Origin of the sequence: Calorimonas adulescens, from assembly GCF_008274215.1 — a bacterium.
GTDB lineage: Bacteria > Bacillota > Thermoanaerobacteria > Thermoanaerobacterales > UBA4877 > Calorimonas > Calorimonas adulescens.
Window position 1 is genome coordinate 1 of the sequence record NZ_VTPS01000013.1, and the last position, 22,825, is coordinate 22,825.

The following is a 22,825-nucleotide window of genomic DNA, read 5'->3' on the forward strand; positions in this document are numbered from 1 at the left end:
GTGTGTACTAAGCTGTTTTCTTTATTAGCCATCAAAATCACTTTTCCTTTCGTTAATTTAGTAGCTTGAACAACTCTATTTTAACGGAAAGGTGACTTTTTGTATAACTTTTTTGACACCACCCGCATAGCAGGTGGTTTATTGTTTTGCATGTTACTCGAGCCCAACAGGCTGAAGTCCATAAAAACAGACCAGGTTAATACCTGACCTGTTGATGACTTAAATTGAAACAGTATCGCATGATATGAAAAATTTTTTTATATGATAAGAAGGATTTTGTAAATAAATATAGAATACCTTATTAAGAAGTAAGTAAAAAGATATGATGAAGTTAATAGATTTGTTCCTTATTATATTCTAAAAGTTGTTTTTTGTGAGCACTTTTTACGAACTTATGAATAAGTGGTGAAAACAATGAAACAGAAAAACAGTTTAAAACAACTAAAAGAAAAAAATAAGCAGGCTATTATAAACGCTATATTTAATAGCAAAGGTATATCAAGAGCAGAATTGTCAGAACAAATAGGATTAAGTCCTACTGCTGTTTCAGACCTTGTTGAGGAATTATTAGATGAAGGCATATTAGAGGAATTTGATTTAGGCATATCCTCTGGTGGGAGAAAGCCAATTTTATTAAAGATAAAACCAGAATGTGGTTATATAATGGTAGTCCACGTAACAGGAGAAAGAATTAATACCAACCTGTATGACCTTGATTTTAAAGTGATAGAAAGTTATGAAAAAGAATTCAGCTATTTTGATGTCCCAAATTTACAGGAAATAATAGTAAAGTATTTTAGAGAGATTGAGTCGAAATATACTTCGAGTAATAAAAGGATATATGGTCTTGGAATATGTCTTGGTGAAGATATTGAGTCATTGAACCCACGCGGAATACTAGACACTTCAATTTCCAGTGAAAGAGTCCGATTATCTCAAGCTATTTCCTTTGAATTGGGCATAGATGTAATTGAAGAAAGTGAAAGAGATATGAAGGCTCTTATTGAAGCTACACAAATTGACGGGGTTCAAAACCTTGCTTATATAAATATCGGTGAGTATATCAATGCTTCAATTGTATTAAATTGTGATATTTTTAAATATCCAGTTAATATAGAGCATATGATTATTGATTTAAACGGACCTAAGTGTGAAGAGGGGCATAGGGGCTGTCTAAAGACCCTGGTCTCCACCAGAGCGGTTATAAAAAAAGCTTTAATAATTATGTTTGAGGAAAAAAATGATAATATCAATGTTAATAATGATTTTTCAAATATCAATATATTTAATATAGAAAAGTATCTGCATAAAGAATCAATGAAGAGACTCGTAGAAGAGATATCAAGCTATCTATGCGCATCAATTTCTAATATAAAAATGATGTTTAATATTGATAGTGTTGTATTGGATGGCGAAATTATAAGTTTACCAGGACTGATATCCAAGATACAGACCTCATTAAAGAATATTATCGTAAGGAGGTGTGATGTTGAACAAAGCGAAGTAATGAAACAGGTGGCCAGGAGGGTTATAAAGAGTATCATTTATGCTTAGGAGGTGCTTAGATTGTATTTATTAGATATGCTAACTAAAAACAAAATGACATTAATTGTTAGTTTGCCAGAAAGCAATATAGAGCTTGCACAGGCAGCTTTGAAGGGAGGGGCAGATGCTCTTAAGGTTCATGCAAACGTTTATCATAAGGCCAGTGGAAAGACCTTTGGGAATTTTGAAGAACAAAAAAATTTTTATAAGGAGCTGTTAAAATCAGGGTTGCCAGTAGGAATTGTACCAGGCACAGATATCACCTGTATGACGCAGGATGAAGTGGCAGAGGCTGAAGATATGGGATTTAGCTTTATATCTATGTTTGCCCATCATATGCCTATCTATATGCTGGAATCAAAAATGGATAAAATGATTGCGATAACTGAGGACTATGATATTGAACACATAAAGGCTTTAAATGATATAAATGCAGATATAATAGAAGCAGATGTCATTACTGATGAACCTGGGAAAAGGATACATGTGTCAGAGCTGATGAAGTACAAAAGAATTATTAATAATGTAAACAAGCCTGTTGTAGTACCAACTCAAAGGATTATTATTCCCGAGGAGGTGAAATACATGTATGACATAGGAGTAAAGGGAATAATGATAGGTGTTATTGTTACTGGAAATACAGTCGATAGTATGGAAAAAACAACTAGGGCATTTAAGGATGCTATAAATAGTTTATAGGAGGTAATGTAAATGCAGGCAATTTTAATATTAATATTATTCTTGATAATAGCTGCTTTGATGGTTACAAGAAAAATACCCACACTAATTGCACTTCCAGCTCTTGCAATAGGTATAGCTATCATAGCGGGCATTCCGTTAAAGCTAGTAAATCCAGAAACTAAAGCCGACACTGGTTTGTTAGCAGGCATAATTGAAGGAGGATCTTTAAGGTTAGCGTCGGCCTATGTGGCTGTAATGTTTGGTGCATGGCTAGGTCAAATAATGAATCAGACTGGGATTTCAAAATCAATAGTTAAGACCGCTGCAGAGCTGGGCGGCGATAGACCTTTCTTTATTACAATATGCATAACAGCAGCTATTGCTATATTATTTACCACTATTAGCGGACTAGGAGCAGTCATTATGATAGGAAGCATTGCTGTCCCGATACTTCTCTCGGTTGGTGTTCCACCTATTGTTGCAGTATCAATGTTTTTATTCGGTATGGGTATAGGTCTTGAAATTAACATGAGCAACTGGTCATTTTATATTACAGCAACAGGAGTTTCCCTGGACCAGGTGAGAAATTTTGCCCTTATATTGATGGCGCTCACGGCAATAGATGCTTTGTTATTTGCTATAATTGAGTTTAGAAAAGAAGGTATAAGATTTACATGGGCACAGAACAATCTGAAGCAAAGTCAAAAGGTTAATGAAAGTCAAAAGGTTAATGTATTTTCTTTACTGACACCTATAGTGCCTATACTTTTTGTCCTTATTTTAAAATGGCCTATAATACCTTCATTCATGATTGGGATTGTATACAGCCTAATTACTACACAGAAGTCGATAAAGAATGCAATAAGTACACTTACAAAGACGGCATATGACGGCATAGCTGATGCAGCTCCGGCAGTTTTATTGATGATAGGCATTGGTATGCTCTTAAATGCGGTTATGCACCCGATGGTCTCGAAGTCACTAGAACCCGTTTTAAAGAGCATAATACCCACTACGCCGGTTGCATATGTACTCTTTTTCGGCATATTAGCTCCATTGGCACTATATAGAGGACCTTTAAATCTCTGGGGTTTAGGTAGTGGTATAGCAGGGCTTTTGATAAGCCTCAATATTTTACCACCAACAGCAGTTATGGGAGCCCTTCTTTCAACAGAGAGAGTGCAGGCAATTGGAGATCCAACCAATACCCATAATGTATGGCTTGCTAATTATGCTGGTATAGATGTAAATAAGCTTTTAATGAAACTGCTTCCATATATTTGGGCTTTAGCTTTTGCAGGAATTATCACAGCTTCAATTTTGTTCTTTTAAAAACAGGAGGAATGTTAATGAAGGTAAGAATTGGCATAGACGTTGGAGGAACTTTTACTGATGCAGTTGCAATAGACAATGAAACCTATGAACTTATTGGTACTTTAAAGGTCCCAACAACCCACAGTGCAGAAGAAGGGGTTGCCAGGGGAATAGTAGAAGTACTGCTTGGCATTATACGGAAATATAACATTAACCCCGAAGATGTTCTATTCATAGCCCATGGAACTACCCAGGCTACCAATGCCCTTCTGGAAGGTGATGTTGTACCTGTAGGTATTATCACTGTCGGGACAGGACTTGAGGGATTAAAGAGCAGAGGGGACACAAATATAGGAGATATAGAACTGGCTCCGGGTAAGATACTGAAGACGTTTAACAGATATATAGATACTAAAGATTTATCTGAAGAAAGTATAGTGGAAAATGTAGAGGAACTACGGGGTGAAGGATGTGGGGCAATTGTGGCAGCCCAGGCCTTCAGTGTTGATGATCCTTCAATAGAAAAATTAATTATGGAGGTGGCTGATGACATGGGTATACCTGCCACAGCCACCCATGAAATAACAAAACTCTATGGATTGAAGATAAGGACAAGAACTGCAGCTATAAATGCATGCATCTTGCCCAAGATGATGGAAACAGCAAATATGACGGAAGAGAGCGTGAAAAAAGCAGGGATAAAAGCTCCATTAATGATTATGAGATGCGACGGCGGGGTAATGGATATAAATGAAGTGAGGAAAAGACCCATACTCACGTTGCTGTCCGGACCAGCTGCTGGTGTTGCAGGGGCACTGATGTATGAGAGGGTATCTGATGGTATATTTCTGGAGGTAGGCGGAACCAGCACCGATATCTCTGTGATAAAAAACGGAAGGGTTATGGTAGAATATGCGGAGATTGGTGGTAACAAGACATACCTTAATTCTCTTGACGTAAGGACAGTAGGTATAGCCGGAGGCAGCATGGTACGCATTGGAAACAATGATATAGAAGACGTAGGCCCAAGGAGTGCCCATATAGCAGGCCTACCCTATGCTGTATTTGCCAATCCAGATGATATCATTGACCCTGAGTTAAAATTTATACAGCCTATGCCAGGCGACCCGTCGGATTATATAGCAATAAAAAGTAAAAATGGAAAAATGTTTGCATTAACTACTACCTGTGCTGCCAACGTCCTTGGTTATGTTAAACCTGGTGACTACGCTTTTGGCAACAGGGAGGCTGCCATAAAGGCCATGGAGCCTGTAGCTAAAAAACTGAATATGACAGTAGAAGATGTGGCCAAACGTATAATGAATAAAGCCTGTGAAAAAGATAGAAAGGTAGTTGAACAGTTGATACAAGACTATAATCTGGATAAAGATAATACCACACTCATAGGGGGAGGTGGCGGCAGTACATCCATAGTTCCATACCTCGCTGAAGTTATGGGGATGTCGTGGAAAATAGCCAAAAATGCAGAGGTTATATCTACAATAGGTGTAGCCATGGCCATGGTAAGGGAAGTCGTTGAAAGAACCATTCCCAACCCTACAGATAAAGATATTATTAAAATAAGGAAAGAAGCAAAAGAAGTAATTATGAGGGCCGGAGCCCTCGAAGATACTATTGAGGTATTTGTTGAGATTGATGCCCAGAAAAATATTTTAAGAGCCATTGCTACAGGGGCAACTGAATTGCGTTCCAAGGATATGGGCAGCAGAATTTTAAAGAAGGATGAGCTTATAGAAATTGCCGCTCAATCAATGAAAATTGATAAAGCTAATATAAAGATTTTAGACAGTACCGAGTTTTTTTATGTTGCACAGGGTGTAATAAAACAAAGAGGGTTCCTGGGACTATTTTCAAAAGAATTGAAGCTTGTCCGGATAATAGATGCCGAAGGGGTTATAAGACTTCAAAGAAACAGCGGTATCATTTATAGCACAGTAAAAGCACAGTTTGACAATGAGCTGAATAGAGCCCTTGATGAAAATATATTTTTTGGCGACGGCGGTGCTGAGATACCGGATTGCTACCTTATATTGCCACACAGAATGGTAGACCTATCAGGGCTTATTGATAAGAATCAGATAGTTACTTTGGCAAATGCTGAAGTAAATGGTCTTGCGGAAAATGAAAAAATTATAATATTAATTAGCAAACGAGGGAATTAAATTGATACCTACAATATTTCTAAAGAAAAATGAGATTATAGAAAGTGAACTTCAAAATGATGTTTTATATGAACGGTTAAAGGATGTTAATATAGATAAATATACTAGCTTTGCCTGGGACAGAGGAGATAGGACGGCTTTAAGAATAAAGGAAATTAATCCAGATATAAATTATCATATAACGAAAAATAATCTATCTGTAATCATTGATGATACAATATTTAATAATGAATATCTTATTTTCAGTGAATATGCAGCAGTTAAAAATACCATCTATATCTATCGGCGCTGTATAAATGAAGAATTTATTCCCGCGATACCTGAAAAATATAAAGAATGGAGAGATTTTGAGAAACTTCGCAATGTTTTTATATGTCATGAGTATTACCATCATTTGGAAATAAATGATATAGGGCTTACTGCAGAACTCAAAAAGATAGAAGTTGCCTTTGGACTTTTTAAAGTAAAACGCAAAATAAAGGCATTGAATGAAATCGCTGCACATGCTTTTACAAAAAGATTTTTGGATATTAATTGAGGTGAGATTATGGAAAGATACGATGTTGTGGTTGTTGGAGGTGGAGTATCTGGAAGCATAGCAGCTATAGCAGCCGCTCTAAATGGGGCAAAAACCCTTCTGATCGAACAGTATGGATTTTTAGGTGGCTCTCTTACTAATATGGGTGTTGGGCCAATGATGACATTTCATGCAGGAAACAGACAGGTTATAAAGGGTCTTCCACAGAAGGTGGTAGATGAACTTGTAAAGCTGGGGGGAAGTCCAGGCCATGTCATTGATACTACGGGTTTTGTAAGAACAATAACACCATTTGACCAGGAGATAATGAAATATGTTTTGGTAAAAATGACTGTAGATAGTGGTGTTAATAATTTATTTCATAGTTTCCTGCAAGGAGTGAAAATGTATGGACCCCACATAGAAAGTATATTTGTCACCAACAAGTCAGGGACAATGGAAATATCGGGTAATATTTATGTCGATGCTACTGGAGACGCCGACTTGGCAGTGAGAAGTGGTGTAGATTTTCTTATGGGCCGTCCTTATGATAACCTGACACAGCCTATGACAATGATGTTTAAAGTGGGGAATGTCAATACTAGTGATATAAAAGAATATATGTTGAAAAATCCTGAAGAGTTTAGAATGATTGCACCAGAGGAGGTCTTGAAGGCAAAAAGGTTATCAGTAAACGGCTTCAAAACAATATTGGAAGAAGGTAAAAAGAGCGGCGACATTCAGTTTGAAAGAGATACAATACTTTTCTTTGAAACCAATAATCCAGGAGAATTTATTATCAATACAACAAGGGTTCAAAGATTAAAAGGTACTGACGTATTTGAACTTACAAAAGCCGAGATAGAAGGCAGACAGCAAGTAATGAAGTTGTTTAACTTTATGAAAATGAATTTACCTGGTTTTAAAGATACAGTGCTATTATCAACCGGTGTACAGATTGGCGTCAGGGAGACCAGGAAAATTATTGGAGAATACATTCTAACTGCAGAAGATTTAATTAACAACAGGCGTTTCGATGACTGTATCGCTAAAGGGAGTTATCCTATTGATATACATTCTCCAGTAGGCGGTGAAATGGTTTATATGTATCTTAAAGAGGGTACAGACTATGATATTCCATACCGTGCCTTATATAGCAAGAGAGTGGATAATCTCCTGATATGCGGCAGGTGTATATCGTCAACTCACGAGGCTAATGCAGCTATAAGGGTTTCACCCATAGCCATGGCCACAGGCCAGGCCGCAGGGACAGCAGCAGCGCTTTCTAAAAAAAGTAATAAACCTCCATACGACATAGATGTTAAATTATTAAGAAATGTATTAATAGAACAAGGGGCATATTTATAATATATACTCTCAGATTGACGACAAACCCCGCTTTTTATGTGCATAAGAAGTGGGGTTTGCTTTATGCTTGGATATAATTGTATATAGCTAAACATTGGATAAAAATCATTAAAAAATGGAGAAGGTAAGAATGTGAAAGTTTTTCTACCAACTTTGGCATTTACTTACTCAAAAGACCACTCTAAGGGTTTAGAAATCGCATGAAATCGAGACCAGCATCTTGAAGATTTTAAAATATAGAAACAGGGGTGGTGGCAAAATTGTTTTTTAAAATAAGAATGCCTATTTTATGAAGGTTTACAGATTCAAAGTGTCAATGTCTGGATAATATATTGCCATTGTAAAGCAATGCTGAACTAAAATAAATGGGCAGATTGGCATGTGCTGGTACCACCCCATAAGGAACAAAAACAGGCCGGAATTTATCCAGCCTGTTCCTCATATCCTATGAACTTTAGTTTATCCTCAAGGCTCGTCCTATTATGGAGTCTTCCAGCATGGACAAAGCATTGGACAGGACAATAACAATTCGAAAACTAACCTGCAAGATTTCCAGCGGCTTTTATTTTTATCCTGGTGGCATTGCCGGGTAGATACGCCAGCGGTATGTCCTCTCTTTCTACTATCTCTTTGAGCGCCTGCTTTTACACATTCCTCTATAGCCATCTCTTCAGCCTGCCTCAATGCCTCGGCCCTGCTCATGCCATCCAAAGAGAATATCCTATCTATCTCTGCACCGACCTGCGCTATGGTAACACCTATGGCGTTGGCAACCTCATAGTGCTGAGGCCTTATTACCTCGCTGCATCCTTTCAATGTCTCCGGCAGTAATACGCTGCCCCCACCTACCAGTATGAGAGGTATGTCACCGGCCGTCGTCTTTATTTTTATCTATGTTGTCTTCAACCATCTCTTTTATTTTACTTAAAGCTCTCTCAACCAGGTCTTTATCCAGTCCTTTTACTTTTTCAGGATTACCCATTGCGGCCAGGCCTCCTGCCACGGCCACATCGGAAGCGGTAAGTGTAGACCCGCCAAATACAAGCCCGCTTTCTTCGTTCATCAGCCATTACCTACCCAAAGGCAGGTCTTACACAGCCTCCACAGGCTATCCCCGTAGTTCTTACGGTTCATTTAAAACTTTTATGCTGCAAGTCTTCCAGGCAGATAATTTGGTTTTCTCTTATCAGTTTGGTTGACTCTTTGTGGAGAAAATCTTTACGTTGATTGGAGACTTTCTCATGAAGTCTGGCTACCTTGACTTTCTGTTTGATGTAGTTCTTGGAACCTTTCTTCATATGGGATAATTTTCGTTGAGCTTTCGCTAGTTGCCTTTCCGGTTTACGGAAGTATTGGGGGTTCTCAACAGGGTCTCCTTCCGAGGGAATCATAAATTGCTTCAATCCCATGTCGCAGCTAACATGTTTTTTACTTCCGGGAGTTCTTCTACTTCGGTCAGGCACAACGCAGAAACAAAGTATTTGCCGCTTGAGGCGTGTCTTATGGTGGCATTGACTATTTTAAATGGAAAAGCGGTCTGTTTTTTATCTTTTCAGAAACTTACCCAGCCAAGCTTCGGCAGTTTGAACCGACAGTTATCCATGTCTATTTCAATGTTGTTGTTGGTGAAGTTGGCCCCGGTAGGATTACTTTGAGCTATGTTTCTTCTTAAACTTCGGATATCCCTGCTTATTATTCCTTTTTCGCCGCTCACGGTAGAAGTTTACAAAAGCGGTGTCCAGGTCTCTCAGGGTATTCTGCAGGGTAAATTTGTCTACTTCATTCAATCAGAGATAATCCTTGCTCCGTTTGAGAATGGTTAATTCTTCAGAACATCTGGTATAACCTAAGGTTTGTCCGGTTTCCTTGTAGTATTGGATGCGCCTTGCCAGGAAGTAGTTATATAGGTCCTTCTTTTTGAGACTCGATATACTTTCTGACTGCATCCTCTGCGGCCAGCCACTCATCAAGATTGACATTGTATGAAAGGACATCACAGAACTGTTCAAGGCTGTCCCTCATCTTCTTTAATATACTCAATGCCTCACCAACTCTATAGCTTGTTTTATAATATTTTAATCATTGCGGCTTAGTGCATCAGGTTATAATTTTAATATATTTATTGAAAAATAGTAATAGACCATATTTAGCACGGCAAAGTAAGGGAATTTATAAAAAACAATTAAAAAGCGTGTTGATATTATTCTCATTAAATGCTAATGTGAAAATGGTGATGATTATGAGCAGAAACTATCAGAGGTTAAATTCTCTCTTTTACTACGTTTTCTATTCCTTAATCCTTTTGTTAATACTTGACACTGTAGAAAAGAGCCACATCGCAGTCTCAGTAGCACTTTTCCTTTTGCTCTTTATTAACCAGGATATAGCCCGATATAAAATATTTGTCCCTGCCATTGACTGAAAGGGAGATGGACATAGCAGGGCTTATAGCAGAGGGGCTTTCTAACAGGGACATCGCCAAAAGGCTGTACATATCTGAAGGTACAGTAAAAAACCATATTTCCAGCATCCTGTCAAAACTTGACCTCAAGGACAGGACCCAAATCGCAGTCTTTGCCATCAGGAATCATATCTGATAATATGACTAAAGTCATATTTATACCTGCACATGCAGGTCAAAATCATGACCTCTTTCACTTTCACTTTATCTACAGCCCTGGTATTATAGAAAAATGGAGGTGGCGTATCAATGGAACCCATAATAAATGTATTGAATGTGTCAAAGAGATACGGCAGTGTAAAAGCCTTAGACGGGGTATCACTTGCCATTGAAAGGGGAAGCATTTTCGGTCTTTTAGGGCCTAATGGTGCTGGCAAATCTACATTAATAAATATCATTTCTACTCTTATTGTCCAAGATGATGGAGATGTAGAGATAGCCGGCCTTTCAGTGCAAAAGGATGCCCAAAAAATAAGAGGAATGCTGGGATTGGTACCCCAGGATATAGCACTGTATCCTACACTCACAGCAAGGGAAAACCTCCTTTTCTGGGGCAGAATGTATGGACTTGGCGGCAAAAAACTTAAAGGACAGATAGATGATGTGCTTGAGTTGAGCGGCCTAAAGGACAGGGCAAATGAAAGGGTTGAGGGCTATTCTGGAGGTATGAAAAGACGGCTTAATATTGCTGTCGCACTCATGCATAGTCCTCAAATACTAATCATGGATGAACCAACTGTCGGGATTGACCCGCAGTCCAGAAATTTTATACTTGAAAGAATCAAATCTTTTAAAGGCAGCAATACAACGGTTATATATACCAGTCACTATATGGAGGAAATTGAAGAGATATGCGATAGTGTAGCTATAATGGACAGGGGAAAAGTTATTGCAAGCGGGACAGTGGAAGAACTACATGGCCTGGCCGGCAGTCTCGATACCATATACATCAAGACAGAAGAGCCTGTTTCTGACCTGAGTTTCTTAAAGCATCTGCAATCAATCGAAAATTCATATGCAGATGGTAACACGACAGTCATCTCCGTGGCACATAGCAAAGAGGCTTTGTCCAGCATTATACTGGCATTCACCAGGGCAGGCCATGATATAAGGTCTGTGGACATGCTAAAACCAAACTTGGAGACTGTATTCTTAAAACTCACAGGCCGGGCCTTAAGGGATTAGGGGGAATTAACATGCGCATCGTCTTTATAGCCGTAAAGGACACTATTGCCTTTTTGAGGGATCGCACCGCACTGCTCCTCACTATTGCCATGCCTCTCATACTCATATTAATCCTCGGCCTGTCCTTGAACCCAGTATTTGAAGGTAATGCTTCCATACCCAAATTTGAGGTGGCACTGGTAGATAAAGACCATGGCTTTTTCTCGGATATATTGGTAAGAGAGGTATTTCAATCCGAATCCATCAGGAATATGATAACCCTGGTACCGCTCGACGAGAGATCTGCAAGGGATAAAACAGAATCAGGCTCATATCCAGCTTCCATAGTTATACCTGAAAATTTCAGTAAAGATATTTATGAGGGCAGGAGCCCACAAATAGTTATGATAAGCGGCACATCGTCAAAACTTCGGGCTGGTATAGTAAAGGAAATCTTAGATCAGTTCCAGGAGTCTGTCTCTATTGTCATGACATCAGCACAAAATTCCCAGTTTAATGTCATCCCCTCAAGTGAACTGTATTACAAATCCCCAGAAATACCAATGAGGATTCTCTCTTCAGGTAAAATACAACTCTCTGCCACGGAATACTACAGCGTTGGTATGATAGTCATGTTTATCCTCTTTATCGGTATGAGAGGTTCCAAGGCAATACTGATAGAGAGGGAGGAGTCTACACTGGCGAGGATGATAAGCCTTAATATCACCCGTGCAGAATACATTCTGGGCAAGACCCTCGGTGTATTTTTCACCGGCACCGTACAGCTCTTTATACTGATGACGCTCAGCCGGATACTCTTTGGCATACGATGGGGTAACTCACCTGCAGGCATCTTTATACTTTCTCTTTCTGTAATATTTGCAACGTCAGGGCTGGCCATTTTGATATCCTCCATAGCTCGCACTGCCTCGGCAGCCGACAGGCTGGCCTCCATACTCGTACAGGTCATGTCTCTTGTTGGCGGCAGCATGTTTCCCATATTTACAATGAACAATTTTATGGACATATTAAGCCGCATCACCATAAACCGCTGGGCTATTGAAGGCTACACATCGCTCATGTCCGGTGGAAATCTGCACACCGTCTTTATGCCATCCATTGTACTCATCATTATGGGCGCAGCATATATGGCCACCGGCCTGAAATTCTTAAAACTGTGAGGTGAGCTGAGATGAAGATACTGGCTATGGTATGGAAACATTTGGTTATAAGTTACAAAGACCCTATGAACCTGTTCCTTACAATAGCTCTACCCATAATCCTGATATTCATCATCGGCTATGGATTTAGCGGGACAGGCACAACATCTAAGGTATTGATTGCCGATAGTGACAATAGTCCAACATCCCGGGCACTGATAGATTACCTGTCCAGCGACAGCAACTTTTCCTTTGAGATAAAGCCACCGCACCAAATAGAAGAGGAGATAAAGAATGGCAAAGCACTGTCCGGGATAAACATAAAAGCTGGTTTTAGCAACAGCATCATGGACGATAAGCCCGCCATAGAACTTATAGCCCAGAGCAAAAGCCCTGAAGTTTACCTGCTGGTTAACAGGATATCAAGTTTTTTAAGAAACGAGAGGCTAAAAAACTCATTCCATATATCGCAGTATGCTGAAATAGCCCCGGTATTTAACGTCTATGAGGAGAGACTTGACAAGGAAGCTGACAACTCCACCCTTACAAACTTTGAAATAATAATCATAGTTGCCATGTTCTCCACCACATATTCAGCCGGTGAGGTCCTTTTAGAAAAAAGAAGGGGAACATGGGGAAGGTTGATGTCCTCGCCCATCAAAAAATATGAAATAATATCAGGCTACCTCACAGGTATAATACTGGAGGGGTTTATTCAGATAGGCCTTCTTATCTCTTTAAGCATTATTCTGTTCAAAACCTCATGGGGGAATTCTTTTTTAGGGCTTGCTATCGTCGTCCTTGCCTTGATGTTCGCCATGACTGGTATAGGGCTCATGTTAACAGGGTCTGTCAAGACATACGGACAGCTCCAGGCTATAGGCCCTTTAGTCATATTCCCGACATCCATGCTCAGCGGCATTTTCTGGCCTGTTGAGATAATGCCAAGCTATCTGCAGAATATAGCAGCCATTATGCCGCAGTATTGGGCCATAGATGGCATGAAAAAACTGCTTCTAAGTAATTTCTCTTTTAATATGCTTATAAAGCCCGTCTCTATACTTGTCATTATCGGACTCATTACCATGGGTGCAGGGATGAGAGCCTTAAAATAGGTAGATTAAAAAGCATAAACAATTTTCCAGCTAATTGAATAAAATCTATAAATGGTATAAAATAAAGTACGTAATATCAAAATCTTAGCGGGTGCTAAATAATGAAGAAAAGACATACATATCTTTTCATGATCTTATTTATACTGTTAACCTATATCTTGGGAATAACAACCTATGCCTTTTCAGCAGTAGATTATTCTTTTATGAGGACAAACTCTGATAATATTTCAAAAGAGCCTGTAAAGCCAGGGAACAGGATTCTTATTGTAGTCCCTCACCCTGATGATGAAACTATAGGCATGGGAGGAGGAATATACAACTGGTTAAAACAGGGCAAAAAAATAAAAGTTGTTATAATGACCAATGGCGATGGATTTAGAAAGGCTGTAATAGAAAACCTTAAAGTCCAGAACCCAGTATCGTCTGATTATATAAAACTTGGTAAAATGAGGCAGAACGAATCCATAGAGGCATTAAAAGAGCTTGGATTATCTCCAAAAGATGTTATTTTTCTCGGGTATGGTGACGGCACTCTGTCCTATTTATGGTGGGCCAACTGGGAAAGTTCAAAACCTCGAAACGCTGCTAACGGCTATGCCTATTCACCTTACTCCAACAGTTATGTTAAACACACAGGATATGCAGGTGAAAATGTACTGGCAAATTTAACTCAGATAATAAAGGACTATGACCCTACAGACATATTTTACCCAGACCCTGATGATATGCACCCTGACCACTGGGCCACAAGCAACTTTGTCAGGCTTGCCGTAGAGAAATCTAACTGTAAAGCGACACTGTATTCTTTTTTGGTACATCACTACCAGTGGCCTGTCCCTTTGCTATATGTTCCTGAAACCGGACTTTATCCACCACTTTCCCTGGAAACAAGCGGCACAAAGTGGCATATAAATCCACTTGACAATGCAACAGTCAGGATAAAACATAAGGCTATGCTTAAATATAAATCCCAGTACAAGGTAATGGCCGGCTTTCTTGATAGCTTTATAAGAAAGAATGAACTCTTTGGGACATATGACGATAGATATTACTTGGTTGGTAAGGATATTAAACCCAATTTTACCCAGAGAGGCCCTCTTCCTTATGCCGTTATTCAGTCGGGGGTAAACGATAATCCTCTTTTAAGGATTGAAGGTAGCGATGACATAAGTGCAGTAGGCCTGGCCTCTGATGGAAATAACTACTATTTTGCTCTTCAGATGAGGGGCAATGCCAATAAGGATACTTCCTATTTCCTGAACGCACTCATACTTTATAAAGATGGTAAGATGGGAAGGTTGAGGATAAATATCAAGGACTTTAAGGCTGAGGAAATAATGGACTCAAAAGATAGCATAGACGTCGGAAACATAAGTGCAGGTCACTATAAAAACAGGATATGGTTTACAGTACCAGCAAATAAAATAGGCTCTCCCACAAAGATATTTTTAAATGCTGAAACATATTTTATAGAGAAGAGAATAGACAAAACAGCCTGGAGGATGGTCATGCCTCAATACGGTCCTTGATGGCCATCACCAGACTGTTTTCTTTTTCTATAATGCCTGCCTGTATCCTTCCTATGCCGCCTCTATACAATATAACCCTCTTGTTCATTTTTTCCATGTTGCAAAAATTGCCCTTGTACAGCTCGCCACCTCTCAAAAAGTCAAATACAACATCCCCTCTCTCAATAGATGTCCCTATAGCAAGCCAGATCAGCAGATTGCCTACGCTCATATTCCTGTATGCCTCATTAAAGCCACCAATATAGTAGTAAGTGGACCTGCCCTTATGAAAACAATAGAGTACAGCCGCCACATCTCCATCAATCATAAGGCGGTGAAGGTCAAGATATCCCTTTTTAAAAAAATCTTTTGCCACATGCAGGTGAAACTGTATAATCCTTTGACTGTAGAAAGCACCGGGCAAAAGTTTTTTATTCCATCTTTTCTGATGAAACTCAATCATTCTTAGCATTGCTGGCTCTATATCTTCCTCACTGTTTACAACGTCATATGTGACGTTATGGTCCCTGTTAAGCCTTCTCCAGTAGTATTCAATATTTTTTCTGAAACGCTTATTAATCACAGCCATGTAATGGTCTATATCTTCAGGCAGGTTTATGTACGGGCAGATATCCTGGTCCAAAATCTTCTTCTCAAACCCATTAATTTGAAATTCAGACAGATACTCCGGTACATTTTCAAGGTCAACCATGTGAACCCCTTCTTTAAGCAGCTCTTCTGACAGGGCCGCATAAAATTCCCTTTCTTTACCCTTTACTATTAAAAAACCCTGATAATCACTGTTATTAAAACCTATAAATCTTAATTTGCCTCTGTATAATATAAAGGGAGCTATGCCAAACTCATTTATATAGACGTGCGGAGCCTTATTCCAGTATCTCAGCCAGTTATAGCCCCATGACCAGGTCGAAAAGGGTGTTATAGCATCCTGAGATTCTATCTCTTCCCATATATCTTTTATTTCCAAGATATCAGTGACCAGCAATTAAACGTCTTCCCTTCTCAAGTTCTTGAAGAATACCCTCCATGCAAAATATATAATTACAGATATCAGGGCCACTGCAGCAAGCTTATATTCGGCAGGCAGGTTTAAAAGCCAATTGATGTTTATGTAGGCATAAACACATAGCAGTGTCCAGAAGATTACCCATACAAGGTCACCTATAAGCGAGAATACAGTATATGAAAGAATATTGATCCTCATAATTCCCGCTGCCCATATAGCCGGAGTCCTTGTTATCCCTATCCATCGGCTTATCATATTCGTAATCCCACCATATTTATTAAACCAACCCTGCAGTTTCTCAAAATCCTCATCCTTGATATGCAAATACCTGTTGAGTTTTTCCACTACAGGCCTCCCTCCATAATATCCAGCAAGATAAGCCAATAAATTACCTGAAAGGTTGCCAAGTGTGGCTGTGATGACAGTGTATATCATAGACATCCTGTGGATGTGTATGAAATATGCCGCAGCCAAGAAAAACAGCTCCACAGGCCCCGGCATACCTGTACCCTCTACGGCCAGGCCTAAATAAAGTCCAATATAACTGTATTTTATCAATAACTCGTAAACATAACTCCAAATGCTTCCCATATATATCACCAGTAACATCATCAATACATGTATAATAAATCTTTTTACAAATAATAGCAACATTATGTGCCTGAAATAACTTGCTTTTATGCCCTACAGCTCCGCAGCTCAATCTCGCATTGTACATCCCCACTTGGCATACATACCTCAGGTAGGCTTATCCATCGCACATGACGGGTAAATCTACTATATTTGCCACCTCTCAAAGGGATCATAGATTTACTTTAAGGTTTTATTTGATGAATGTCATTTATTTTACCACTATATGGTGCTCTCTACACCTGGCCTCATACCTGTCTACACCACCCACAAGAATAGTGGGGTCATCCCATCGGGCGGGCTCTCCGTTTATTATCCTCTGCGTCATGATTGCAGGCTGTCCACATACAGAGCATATGGCATACAGCCTCTCATCTTCATCTGCTATGGCTAAAAGATCCCCCATCGGTCCAAAAGGCTCTCCTCTAAAGTCAGTATCAAGACCTGCCAATATCACTCTGTAACCCTTATGTATCAATGTTTTAGAAACTTCTACAATCCCCCTATCCAAAAACTGGACCTCATCAACCCCTATCACATCAAAATGATTCCCTTCTGCCTCCTGCCTCAATACATCTTCCAGTATATCCCTTGAGCCCTCCACAGGTATTGCTTGAAGTTTAAAACCGTTATGCGAAACCACATGGGCCTCTTCATACCTGTTATCTATCGCCGGCTTGTACAAGATATAGGTCTGTTTGGCATATTTTAACCGATGAAGCCTCCTTATGAGCTCCTCCGTCTTTCCTGAAAACATGCATCCCCTTATAACCTCCAATTTACCTACCATTCACATACCCTCCCATTATTTCTAACGATATCATACCACATCTGACGTGCAAGAAGATTACGAAAAAAGACTGGAACATGTATCTTATTTTTGTAAAACAAAAGTCCCAGATAAGCCATACTTACCTGGAACATATAAATCTATTATAGATATATCAAATTATTCCTTTCTTTAGCTCACCGCTGTATATCATCATCTTGAATTGCTCTATTATATCTTTATATACCTTCTGTCTCTTAATTGGCGTAAAATCCATATATTCGTCTCCTCATGAAGTTATTCTTCTATAAATTCTCTGTATGTCTCATATGCCATTCTATAGAGTCCAAGGTCTATCTCCCGCAGCTTCTTGCCGGGGACAAGCATAGTCACCTTGACAACCCCGGGCAGTCTTCCAATATCCACAGAACCCATTATAGTGGCCCTGTTTTTAACCTCACCTGCTGGCATGTGCAGGAAATTTGAGATACGCATTTGGGGAATATTATACCATTAATACAGGTAAAATCATCAATTATTTTTAACCTCAGAGCCGACAATCTTCTCATAAAACTGGACTAAAGCTGCATGATCCATCTCATCCTTACCATCTGCCTTGAGGTTTTGCATCATCTCCATCACCATAGATGTTATAGGTAAAAATGCCGCTATATCATGGGCTTCATCCAGTGCATTCTTAAGGTCCTTTATATGAAGTTTAAGCTTGAAGCCAGGTGTGAAGTTGCGCTTTAATATAGCAGGAAGCTTGGCATCCAGCACACGGCTTCCGGCCAGGCCGCCCTTTATAGCCTCATATATTCTTTCAGGATCAGCCCCGGCCTTTACCCCCATTGCAAAGGCCTCAGACATAACTGCAATATTCCCTGCCACGATTATTTGGTTTACCAGCTTTGCCGTATTGCCGCTGCCTATATCACCCACCCTTACTATACTCTTCCCTACAGCCCTGAGTACTGGCAGACATTCCTCAAAGTCTGATTCACTACCACCCACCATTATGGCCAGTGTCCCATCAATTGCCCCCTGTTCACCTCCGCTTACAGGAGCGTCCATCATCCTTATTCCCTTCTTAGCAAGCTCATTACTTATCTCTTTAGATGCCGCCGGTGAGATTGAACTCATATCAATAAGGATGGAGCCAGGCCTCATACCATTTATAAGGCCATCTTCTCCCAGGACCACTTCCCTTACCTCCGGCGAGTCAGGCAGCATCGTTATAACCAGGTCAGAAAGTTTGCCAACATCTCCAGGAGTTTTGGCTTCCTCTGCCCCAAGGGATACAAGTTCCTCAACAGGTGTCCTGTTTCTATGACCCATTACAACGAGAGAATAACCCGCTTTGATAAGATTTTTAGCCATAGGCCTGCCCATTATACCCAGCCCTATAAAACCTACCTTCATTTAAATCATCCTCCTATAGAAAACAAACCCGGAGTATCCCGGGCTAAATTTATTTTTCATATACCTCTTTATTTACTATATTTTGCGGTTTCTTACCATTAAGTACGGCAAGACAGTCCTCCACAACCATCTCAGCCATCCTCTCCCTGGCCTCATATGTGGCACTGCCTATATGTGGTTCTAATACCACATTGTCAAGTTCCAAAAGCTCAGGCGTAACTGCAGGTTCATTCTCATAAACGTCCAGCCCTGCACCTGCTATCCACCCCTCTTTTAATGCCTTTGCCAGAGCCTTTTCATCTATTATCGGACCACGGGCAGTATTTACCAGTATGCAGTTCTTCTTCATCTTTTTAAACTGCTCTTCACCCAGCATATTTTTGGTATCCTCAGTCAGCGGTGTGTGGATCGATATGAAATCCGACCTGGATAGGAGTTCGTCTAAGCTCACATACTCAGCCCCTATTTCCCTTTCTTCTTCCTCTGAGAGCCTGCGCCTCTTATAGTATATGACATGCATGTCAAACCCCTTTGCCCTCTTTGCAACGGCACTGCCTATCCTTCCCATACCAATTATCCCAAGGGTCTTTCCTGCAAACTCATAACCAAGCATGAGCTTTGGCCCCCAGCAATGGAACTTACCAGCCCTGAGGTATTTATCCCCCTCAACTATCCTCCTCGAGACAGCCATGAGAAGTGCCCACGCCAGATCTGCTGTAGCATTGGTTAGCACCCCGGGCGTATTTGTGACAACTATGCCCTTCTTTGTAGCCGTCTTTATGTCTATATTATTAAAACCAACCGCATAGTTGGAAATAACCTTGAGGTTTGGTGAGGCATTTATCACATCTGCATCGATTGGGTCATCCAGCATTGATATTATGCCGTCCTTGCCTTTTATCTTTTCCACAATCTCCTCTTTCGTAAGCTTGGTCTCCCCGGACACATACTCCAAGTCAACCTCTCTTTTTAGTTTTTCCATAGCAACTCCTGGTATCTCACGGGTTAAAAGTACCTTAAACATACCAATCCCTCCTGTTACTGTATTCTAAGTATAATTATAGCAAAAAAACTTGAAAAAGGTTAAAAAAATAATAAGAATTTTTGTCGTGTAACGTACACACCCATGTAAAACCTCTCAAGCTGTACATTCATAAAAATTTTTATGTAAATTATGATGCAATAATCTCCGCAAAAGAATATAATAAAAAACAGATATCAATAAGGTTTTACCCATGCAACAGCTGTTATTATATTACAATTTTGCGGGTGATTAATAGTGGGAAGACTTAAAGAACTGGACGTTTTGAAGGGCCTGGCCATAACAGCCGTTATAGCAATACACACCACCAGTGATGGCTTAATAAAATTCGATGTATCTTCATACTCATATATGGTATACCTTTTTATCAACAGGTTATCTCAGTTTGCAGTACCCGCTTTTATCTTCGCAAGCAGCCTCCTGCTCTCCTATGTCTACAGAGAAAGGTTTCGCACAATAACCATCCGCCATCTCAAGGATTTCTATCTGAAGCGTCTTATGAGAATAATCCCGCCATATATGTCGTGGACATTTATATACCTGTTAACCAAATACGTAATCACAGGAGGTGCAACACCTCTCACAATACATAATTATCTTAAATATATAATCACCGGGAATGGCTATTATCACCTTTACTTTGTGATAATAATACTGCAGCTCTACCTTTTTATGCCATTCATAGTATTTCTTATATCTCATGTAAAAATTAAATTTTGTCATATGCTGTTAATTTCGGCACTCATACAGATACTCTTTTATTATGTGTATCAGTCCTACATTGTGCACTATTTCCAGCGAAGCGCAGTCCTCGTGGCATGGTATATACTTCTTGTATTTACAGGCTCGTGGATCGGCATAAATTATGAGGCATACACTCGAAAGGAAAAGTATATTGCCACATGTCTCCCTGTAGCTATTGTCTCAGGTGTATCTTATATATACCTCTATCATCTTTTAAACCTTAGCATATATGTACCTTTGTCGGTATTCAATCTGGTATGGTATATATATGTAACATCTGCAGCTTTATCACTCCTTTATATTTCCAAAAGACTAAGGATACGGTCCCTCGAGAGTGCAGGCAGGCTCTCATTTGGCATATACCTGATACATCCACTCCTGCTTTCCATTATGAATGGCATATATAATACCGGTAACATCATGATGTATCACCTATACACCTTATTTGAGTTCCTGACTATATATGCTGTATCTTATATCATTACAGCAGCCCTTGAAAATACTGCTTGGAGCAAATATATCGTTGGATAAAAGGACCTGTCACATGACAGGTCCTTTTATCAGACTTCCGTTATATCTTCACTGCTACCCTTGCAGCCTCTTCTATGGCCTCCAAAGCCTTTCTGGCCTTTACAGCATCGCCAATTACATATACCTCAGGTATCTTTCCCTTTATCTTCTCTTCCAGCGGGTTATATGCCTTGGCACCCATGGCCAGGACTATCGTATCAAATCCTGTGAGCTTTTCTTCTTTTCCGTCTTTCTCATATACCACACCGTCATCAAGGAACTCCTTTACTGTGGCACCGGTAATAGCTTTGACACCGTATTTATTCAGCCTCTCCATGAGGAAGTATTTGACTGCTGCCTGTTCATCCCTTGCTATTTCCGGCAGCATCTCTACTATCGTAACATTATGATAGTGCGCACCTAAGAAGTCTGCTGTCTCAACACCCACCATACCGCCACCGACTATGAGGACATTCATGCCGGCTTCTTTCTTTCCGTCCAGCACATCAACTGCTTTGACAAATTTGGGGTTGTCTATACCTTTTATATTAGATTCATTGTTGAGTAAAATTTCAGGTTTTCTGTTTTCCTGACTCCGACACTTTGAATTTGTAAATCCGCATAAAATTGGCATTCCTGTTTTAAAAAGTCACTGCCGCTTTGATCAACATACAAATCACCACTTTTATTTTATTATTAGGTATACATAATCCTGCTTAATTAGTATAGTAACCGATTATCATCCACCCGAAAGAATGGCAAGCATCAGTACCTGATCCCCATCATTCAAGACAGACTCCCTAACTGCAGCCTTTTGATTAATAATAAACAGGGCTTTTTCCGCTTCTGGGAATAATTGTGGAAACAACTCCTTTAAGGTATCAAGCAGATCGCCCAAAGTACTGTGGTCAGGCATCTGAACCTGAATACTTTCTTTGCCGGCAAGGTTCTGATAAAATGAATAAAACTTCACAGTTATAACCATTATAATTTCTCCCTTAATTGATGGGCAGTTCAATTATACAGGTCAGCTATTACGTCGTCCATGCCACCTAGTCGTTCAAGCACCTCGCGGTAAGGTTTCCCCGTAGTACGGTCCCATCCGACAGCAGCAAAAAAGTTATCACCCAACTTCTCATTATCAACTGTGCAGTTTGCGGTGGGCCCTTTCTCCAGAGGAGGTTTGCCTACAGAGCGGAGGGGTATATTAAAATCTGATGGTCTCAAGCCCTCTCGAACATTGAAAGCTTGCCGCATATTAAGTACCCTTGCTCCAGCAGCCATAGCCTCTTGCGGCTCAATCCCCGTTACCGCCTCCAGGAGCTTAGGAATCGCTTCTGCCTGTCCCGTAAGAGTGATGAACAAACATAATCCGGCACAGTCAAGCACCTCTGAAAAAACCGTAGCACTATAGTCAGCTTCACCTGTGTTTTCATAATTATATTTGGCCGGATCAGGATTTGACATCTGCACCATGCCCAAGCCGCCTTTAACATGGCGACCTGGTGGGGGATCATACTGGTAGGTTCTAGCATACCCCGGGGCAAGCCTTGGGTCATGCATAGGCAGTTCAATGTTGCGTGCAGTTTGCAGATACTCTGAGCCCTTGCCTAGTTTCTCCGCAGCAATGGTTTGCAGACGCTTCAATATTATCCATTCAATCTA

At 40.0% G+C, this 22,825-nt stretch carries 25 protein-coding genes; 12 read left to right on the top strand and 13 right to left on the bottom strand.

Going from position 1 to position 22,825, the window contains the following annotated elements; translation table 11 throughout:
* The first annotated feature begins 414 nt into the window (after window positions 1-414).
* From FWJ32_RS08895 to FWJ32_RS08920, 6 genes are read left to right on the top strand one after another with little or no spacing between them, the layout of a single operon-like run.
* Entirely contained in the window at window positions 415-1,554 is a 1,140-nt protein-coding gene (locus FWJ32_RS08895) for an ROK family transcriptional regulator (RefSeq protein WP_149545608.1), read from the top strand.
* A 3-nt stretch (window positions 1,555-1,557) separates the two neighbouring features.
* Entirely contained in the window at window positions 1,558-2,244 is a 687-nt protein-coding gene (locus FWJ32_RS08900; protein WP_238988842.1) for a beta/alpha barrel domain-containing protein, read from the top strand.
* Window positions 2,245-2,256: 12 nt separating this feature from the next.
* Window positions 2,257-3,558 carry a C4-dicarboxylate ABC transporter gene (locus FWJ32_RS08905; RefSeq protein WP_149545610.1) on the top strand — a complete coding sequence of 434 codons (1,302 nt, stop codon included), beginning with the start codon at window positions 2,257-2,259 and terminating at the stop codon, window positions 3,556-3,558.
* A 17-nt stretch (window positions 3,559-3,575) separates the two neighbouring features.
* Window positions 3,576-5,723, top strand: coding sequence for a hydantoinase/oxoprolinase family protein (locus tag FWJ32_RS08910; protein ID WP_149545611.1), 2,148 nt, complete (start codon window positions 3,576-3,578; stop codon window positions 5,721-5,723).
* Window position 5,724: 1 nt separating this feature from the next.
* Window positions 5,725-6,261 carry a hypothetical protein gene (locus FWJ32_RS08915; RefSeq protein WP_149545612.1) on the top strand — a complete coding sequence of 179 codons (537 nt, stop codon included), beginning with the start codon at window positions 5,725-5,727 and terminating at the stop codon, window positions 6,259-6,261.
* 9 nt (window positions 6,262-6,270) lie between these two features.
* Window positions 6,271-7,608: an FAD-dependent oxidoreductase gene (locus FWJ32_RS08920; protein WP_149545613.1), complete on the top strand. Its 1,338-nt coding sequence runs from the start codon at window positions 6,271-6,273 to the stop codon at window positions 7,606-7,608.
* Between the two features lie 480 nt (window positions 7,609-8,088).
* Here the strand turns inward: FWJ32_RS08920 and FWJ32_RS08925 are convergent, their stop codons facing one another.
* The 4 genes from FWJ32_RS08925 to FWJ32_RS13335 form a co-directional block, all read right to left on the bottom strand.
* A complete protein-coding gene (locus tag FWJ32_RS08925) occupies window positions 8,089-8,424 on the bottom strand; it encodes a hypothetical protein (RefSeq protein WP_149545614.1) in 336 nt (111 codons plus the stop codon).
* A 49-nt stretch (window positions 8,425-8,473) separates the two neighbouring features.
* Window positions 8,474-8,671, bottom strand: coding sequence for a hypothetical protein (locus FWJ32_RS08930; protein ID WP_149545615.1), 198 nt, complete (start codon window positions 8,669-8,671; stop codon window positions 8,474-8,476).
* A 67-nt stretch (window positions 8,672-8,738) separates the two neighbouring features.
* Entirely contained in the window at window positions 8,739-9,089 is a 351-nt protein-coding gene (locus tag FWJ32_RS13885) for an RNA-guided endonuclease TnpB family protein (protein ID WP_149545682.1), read from the bottom strand.
* Window positions 9,090-9,507: 418 nt separating this feature from the next.
* The gene (locus tag FWJ32_RS13335; RefSeq protein ID WP_162523578.1) at window positions 9,508-9,648 is read right to left on the bottom strand and encodes a hypothetical protein; all 141 of its coding nucleotides are present in this window, start codon (window positions 9,646-9,648) and stop codon (window positions 9,508-9,510) included.
* 362 nt (window positions 9,649-10,010) lie between these two features.
* Here FWJ32_RS13335 and FWJ32_RS08940 point away from each other — a divergent pair, with 362 nt between their 5' ends.
* The 5 genes from FWJ32_RS08940 to FWJ32_RS08960 all read left to right on the top strand — a co-directional run bounded on the left by FWJ32_RS08940 (window position 10,011) and on the right by FWJ32_RS08960 (window position 15,037).
* Window positions 10,011-10,205 (top strand): response regulator transcription factor, encoded by a 195-nt coding sequence (locus FWJ32_RS08940; RefSeq protein ID WP_238988843.1) that lies wholly within the window; start codon window positions 10,011-10,013, stop codon window positions 10,203-10,205.
* A gap of 113 nt (window positions 10,206-10,318) precedes the next feature.
* The gene (locus tag FWJ32_RS08945) at window positions 10,319-11,254 is read left to right on the top strand and encodes an ABC transporter ATP-binding protein (RefSeq protein ID WP_149545616.1); all 936 of its coding nucleotides are present in this window, start codon (window positions 10,319-10,321) and stop codon (window positions 11,252-11,254) included.
* Window positions 11,255-11,265: 11 nt separating this feature from the next.
* Window positions 11,266-12,414 carry an ABC transporter permease gene (locus FWJ32_RS08950; RefSeq protein ID WP_149545617.1) on the top strand — a complete coding sequence of 383 codons (1,149 nt, stop codon included), beginning with the start codon at window positions 11,266-11,268 and terminating at the stop codon, window positions 12,412-12,414.
* Between the two features lie 11 nt (window positions 12,415-12,425).
* Window positions 12,426-13,508: an ABC transporter permease gene (locus tag FWJ32_RS08955; RefSeq protein WP_149545618.1), complete on the top strand. Its 1,083-nt coding sequence runs from the start codon at window positions 12,426-12,428 to the stop codon at window positions 13,506-13,508.
* 101 nt (window positions 13,509-13,609) lie between these two features.
* Window positions 13,610-15,037, top strand: coding sequence for a PIG-L deacetylase family protein (locus tag FWJ32_RS08960; RefSeq protein WP_149545619.1), 1,428 nt, complete (start codon window positions 13,610-13,612; stop codon window positions 15,035-15,037).
* Here FWJ32_RS08960 and FWJ32_RS08965 read toward each other — a convergent pair.
* The 6 genes from FWJ32_RS08965 to FWJ32_RS08990 form a co-directional block, all read right to left on the bottom strand.
* A complete protein-coding gene (locus tag FWJ32_RS08965; protein WP_149545620.1) occupies window positions 15,015-16,022 on the bottom strand; it encodes a GNAT family N-acetyltransferase in 1,008 nt (335 codons plus the stop codon). The two genes, FWJ32_RS08960 and FWJ32_RS08965, sit on opposite strands and share 23 nt — an antisense overlap.
* A complete protein-coding gene (locus FWJ32_RS08970) occupies window positions 16,023-16,634 on the bottom strand; it encodes a DedA family protein (protein WP_162523579.1) in 612 nt (203 codons plus the stop codon).
* 250 nt (window positions 16,635-16,884) lie between these two features.
* Window positions 16,885-17,463, bottom strand: a complete 579-nt coding sequence (locus FWJ32_RS08975) for a thymidine kinase (RefSeq protein ID WP_149545622.1) — start codon at window positions 17,461-17,463, stop codon at window positions 16,885-16,887.
* 276 nt (window positions 17,464-17,739) lie between these two features.
* On the bottom strand, window positions 17,740-17,877 hold the full coding sequence (locus FWJ32_RS13340) for a hypothetical protein (RefSeq protein WP_203227648.1): 138 nt from the start codon (window positions 17,875-17,877) through the stop codon (window positions 17,740-17,742).
* A 96-nt stretch (window positions 17,878-17,973) separates the two neighbouring features.
* Entirely contained in the window at window positions 17,974-18,864 is an 891-nt protein-coding gene (garR, locus tag FWJ32_RS08985; protein WP_149545623.1) for a 2-hydroxy-3-oxopropionate reductase, read from the bottom strand.
* A 49-nt stretch (window positions 18,865-18,913) separates the two neighbouring features.
* Window positions 18,914-19,888, bottom strand: a complete 975-nt coding sequence (locus FWJ32_RS08990) for a 2-hydroxyacid dehydrogenase (protein ID WP_149545624.1) — start codon at window positions 19,886-19,888, stop codon at window positions 18,914-18,916.
* 255 nt (window positions 19,889-20,143) lie between these two features.
* On the opposite strand from FWJ32_RS08990, the gene FWJ32_RS08995 reads away from it, so the two are divergent.
* On the top strand, window positions 20,144-21,181 hold the full coding sequence (locus FWJ32_RS08995) for an acyltransferase (protein WP_149545625.1): 1,038 nt from the start codon (window positions 20,144-20,146) through the stop codon (window positions 21,179-21,181).
* 40 nt (window positions 21,182-21,221) lie between these two features.
* Here the strand turns inward: FWJ32_RS08995 and FWJ32_RS09000 are convergent, their stop codons facing one another.
* The 3 genes from FWJ32_RS09000 to FWJ32_RS09010 all read right to left on the bottom strand — a co-directional run bounded on the left by FWJ32_RS09000 (window position 21,222) and on the right by FWJ32_RS09010 (window position 22,807).
* Window positions 21,222-21,794 (bottom strand): FAD-dependent oxidoreductase, encoded by a 573-nt coding sequence (locus FWJ32_RS09000; RefSeq protein ID WP_149545626.1) that lies wholly within the window; start codon window positions 21,792-21,794, stop codon window positions 21,222-21,224.
* Window positions 21,795-21,899: 105 nt separating this feature from the next.
* Window positions 21,900-22,145 carry a MoaD/ThiS family protein gene (locus tag FWJ32_RS09005; RefSeq protein ID WP_149545627.1) on the bottom strand — a complete coding sequence of 82 codons (246 nt, stop codon included), beginning with the start codon at window positions 22,143-22,145 and terminating at the stop codon, window positions 21,900-21,902.
* A gap of 29 nt (window positions 22,146-22,174) precedes the next feature.
* Window positions 22,175-22,807 (bottom strand): aldehyde ferredoxin oxidoreductase C-terminal domain-containing protein, encoded by a 633-nt coding sequence (locus FWJ32_RS09010; protein WP_162523581.1) that lies wholly within the window; start codon window positions 22,805-22,807, stop codon window positions 22,175-22,177.
* Window positions 22,808-22,825 lie beyond the last annotated feature (18 nt).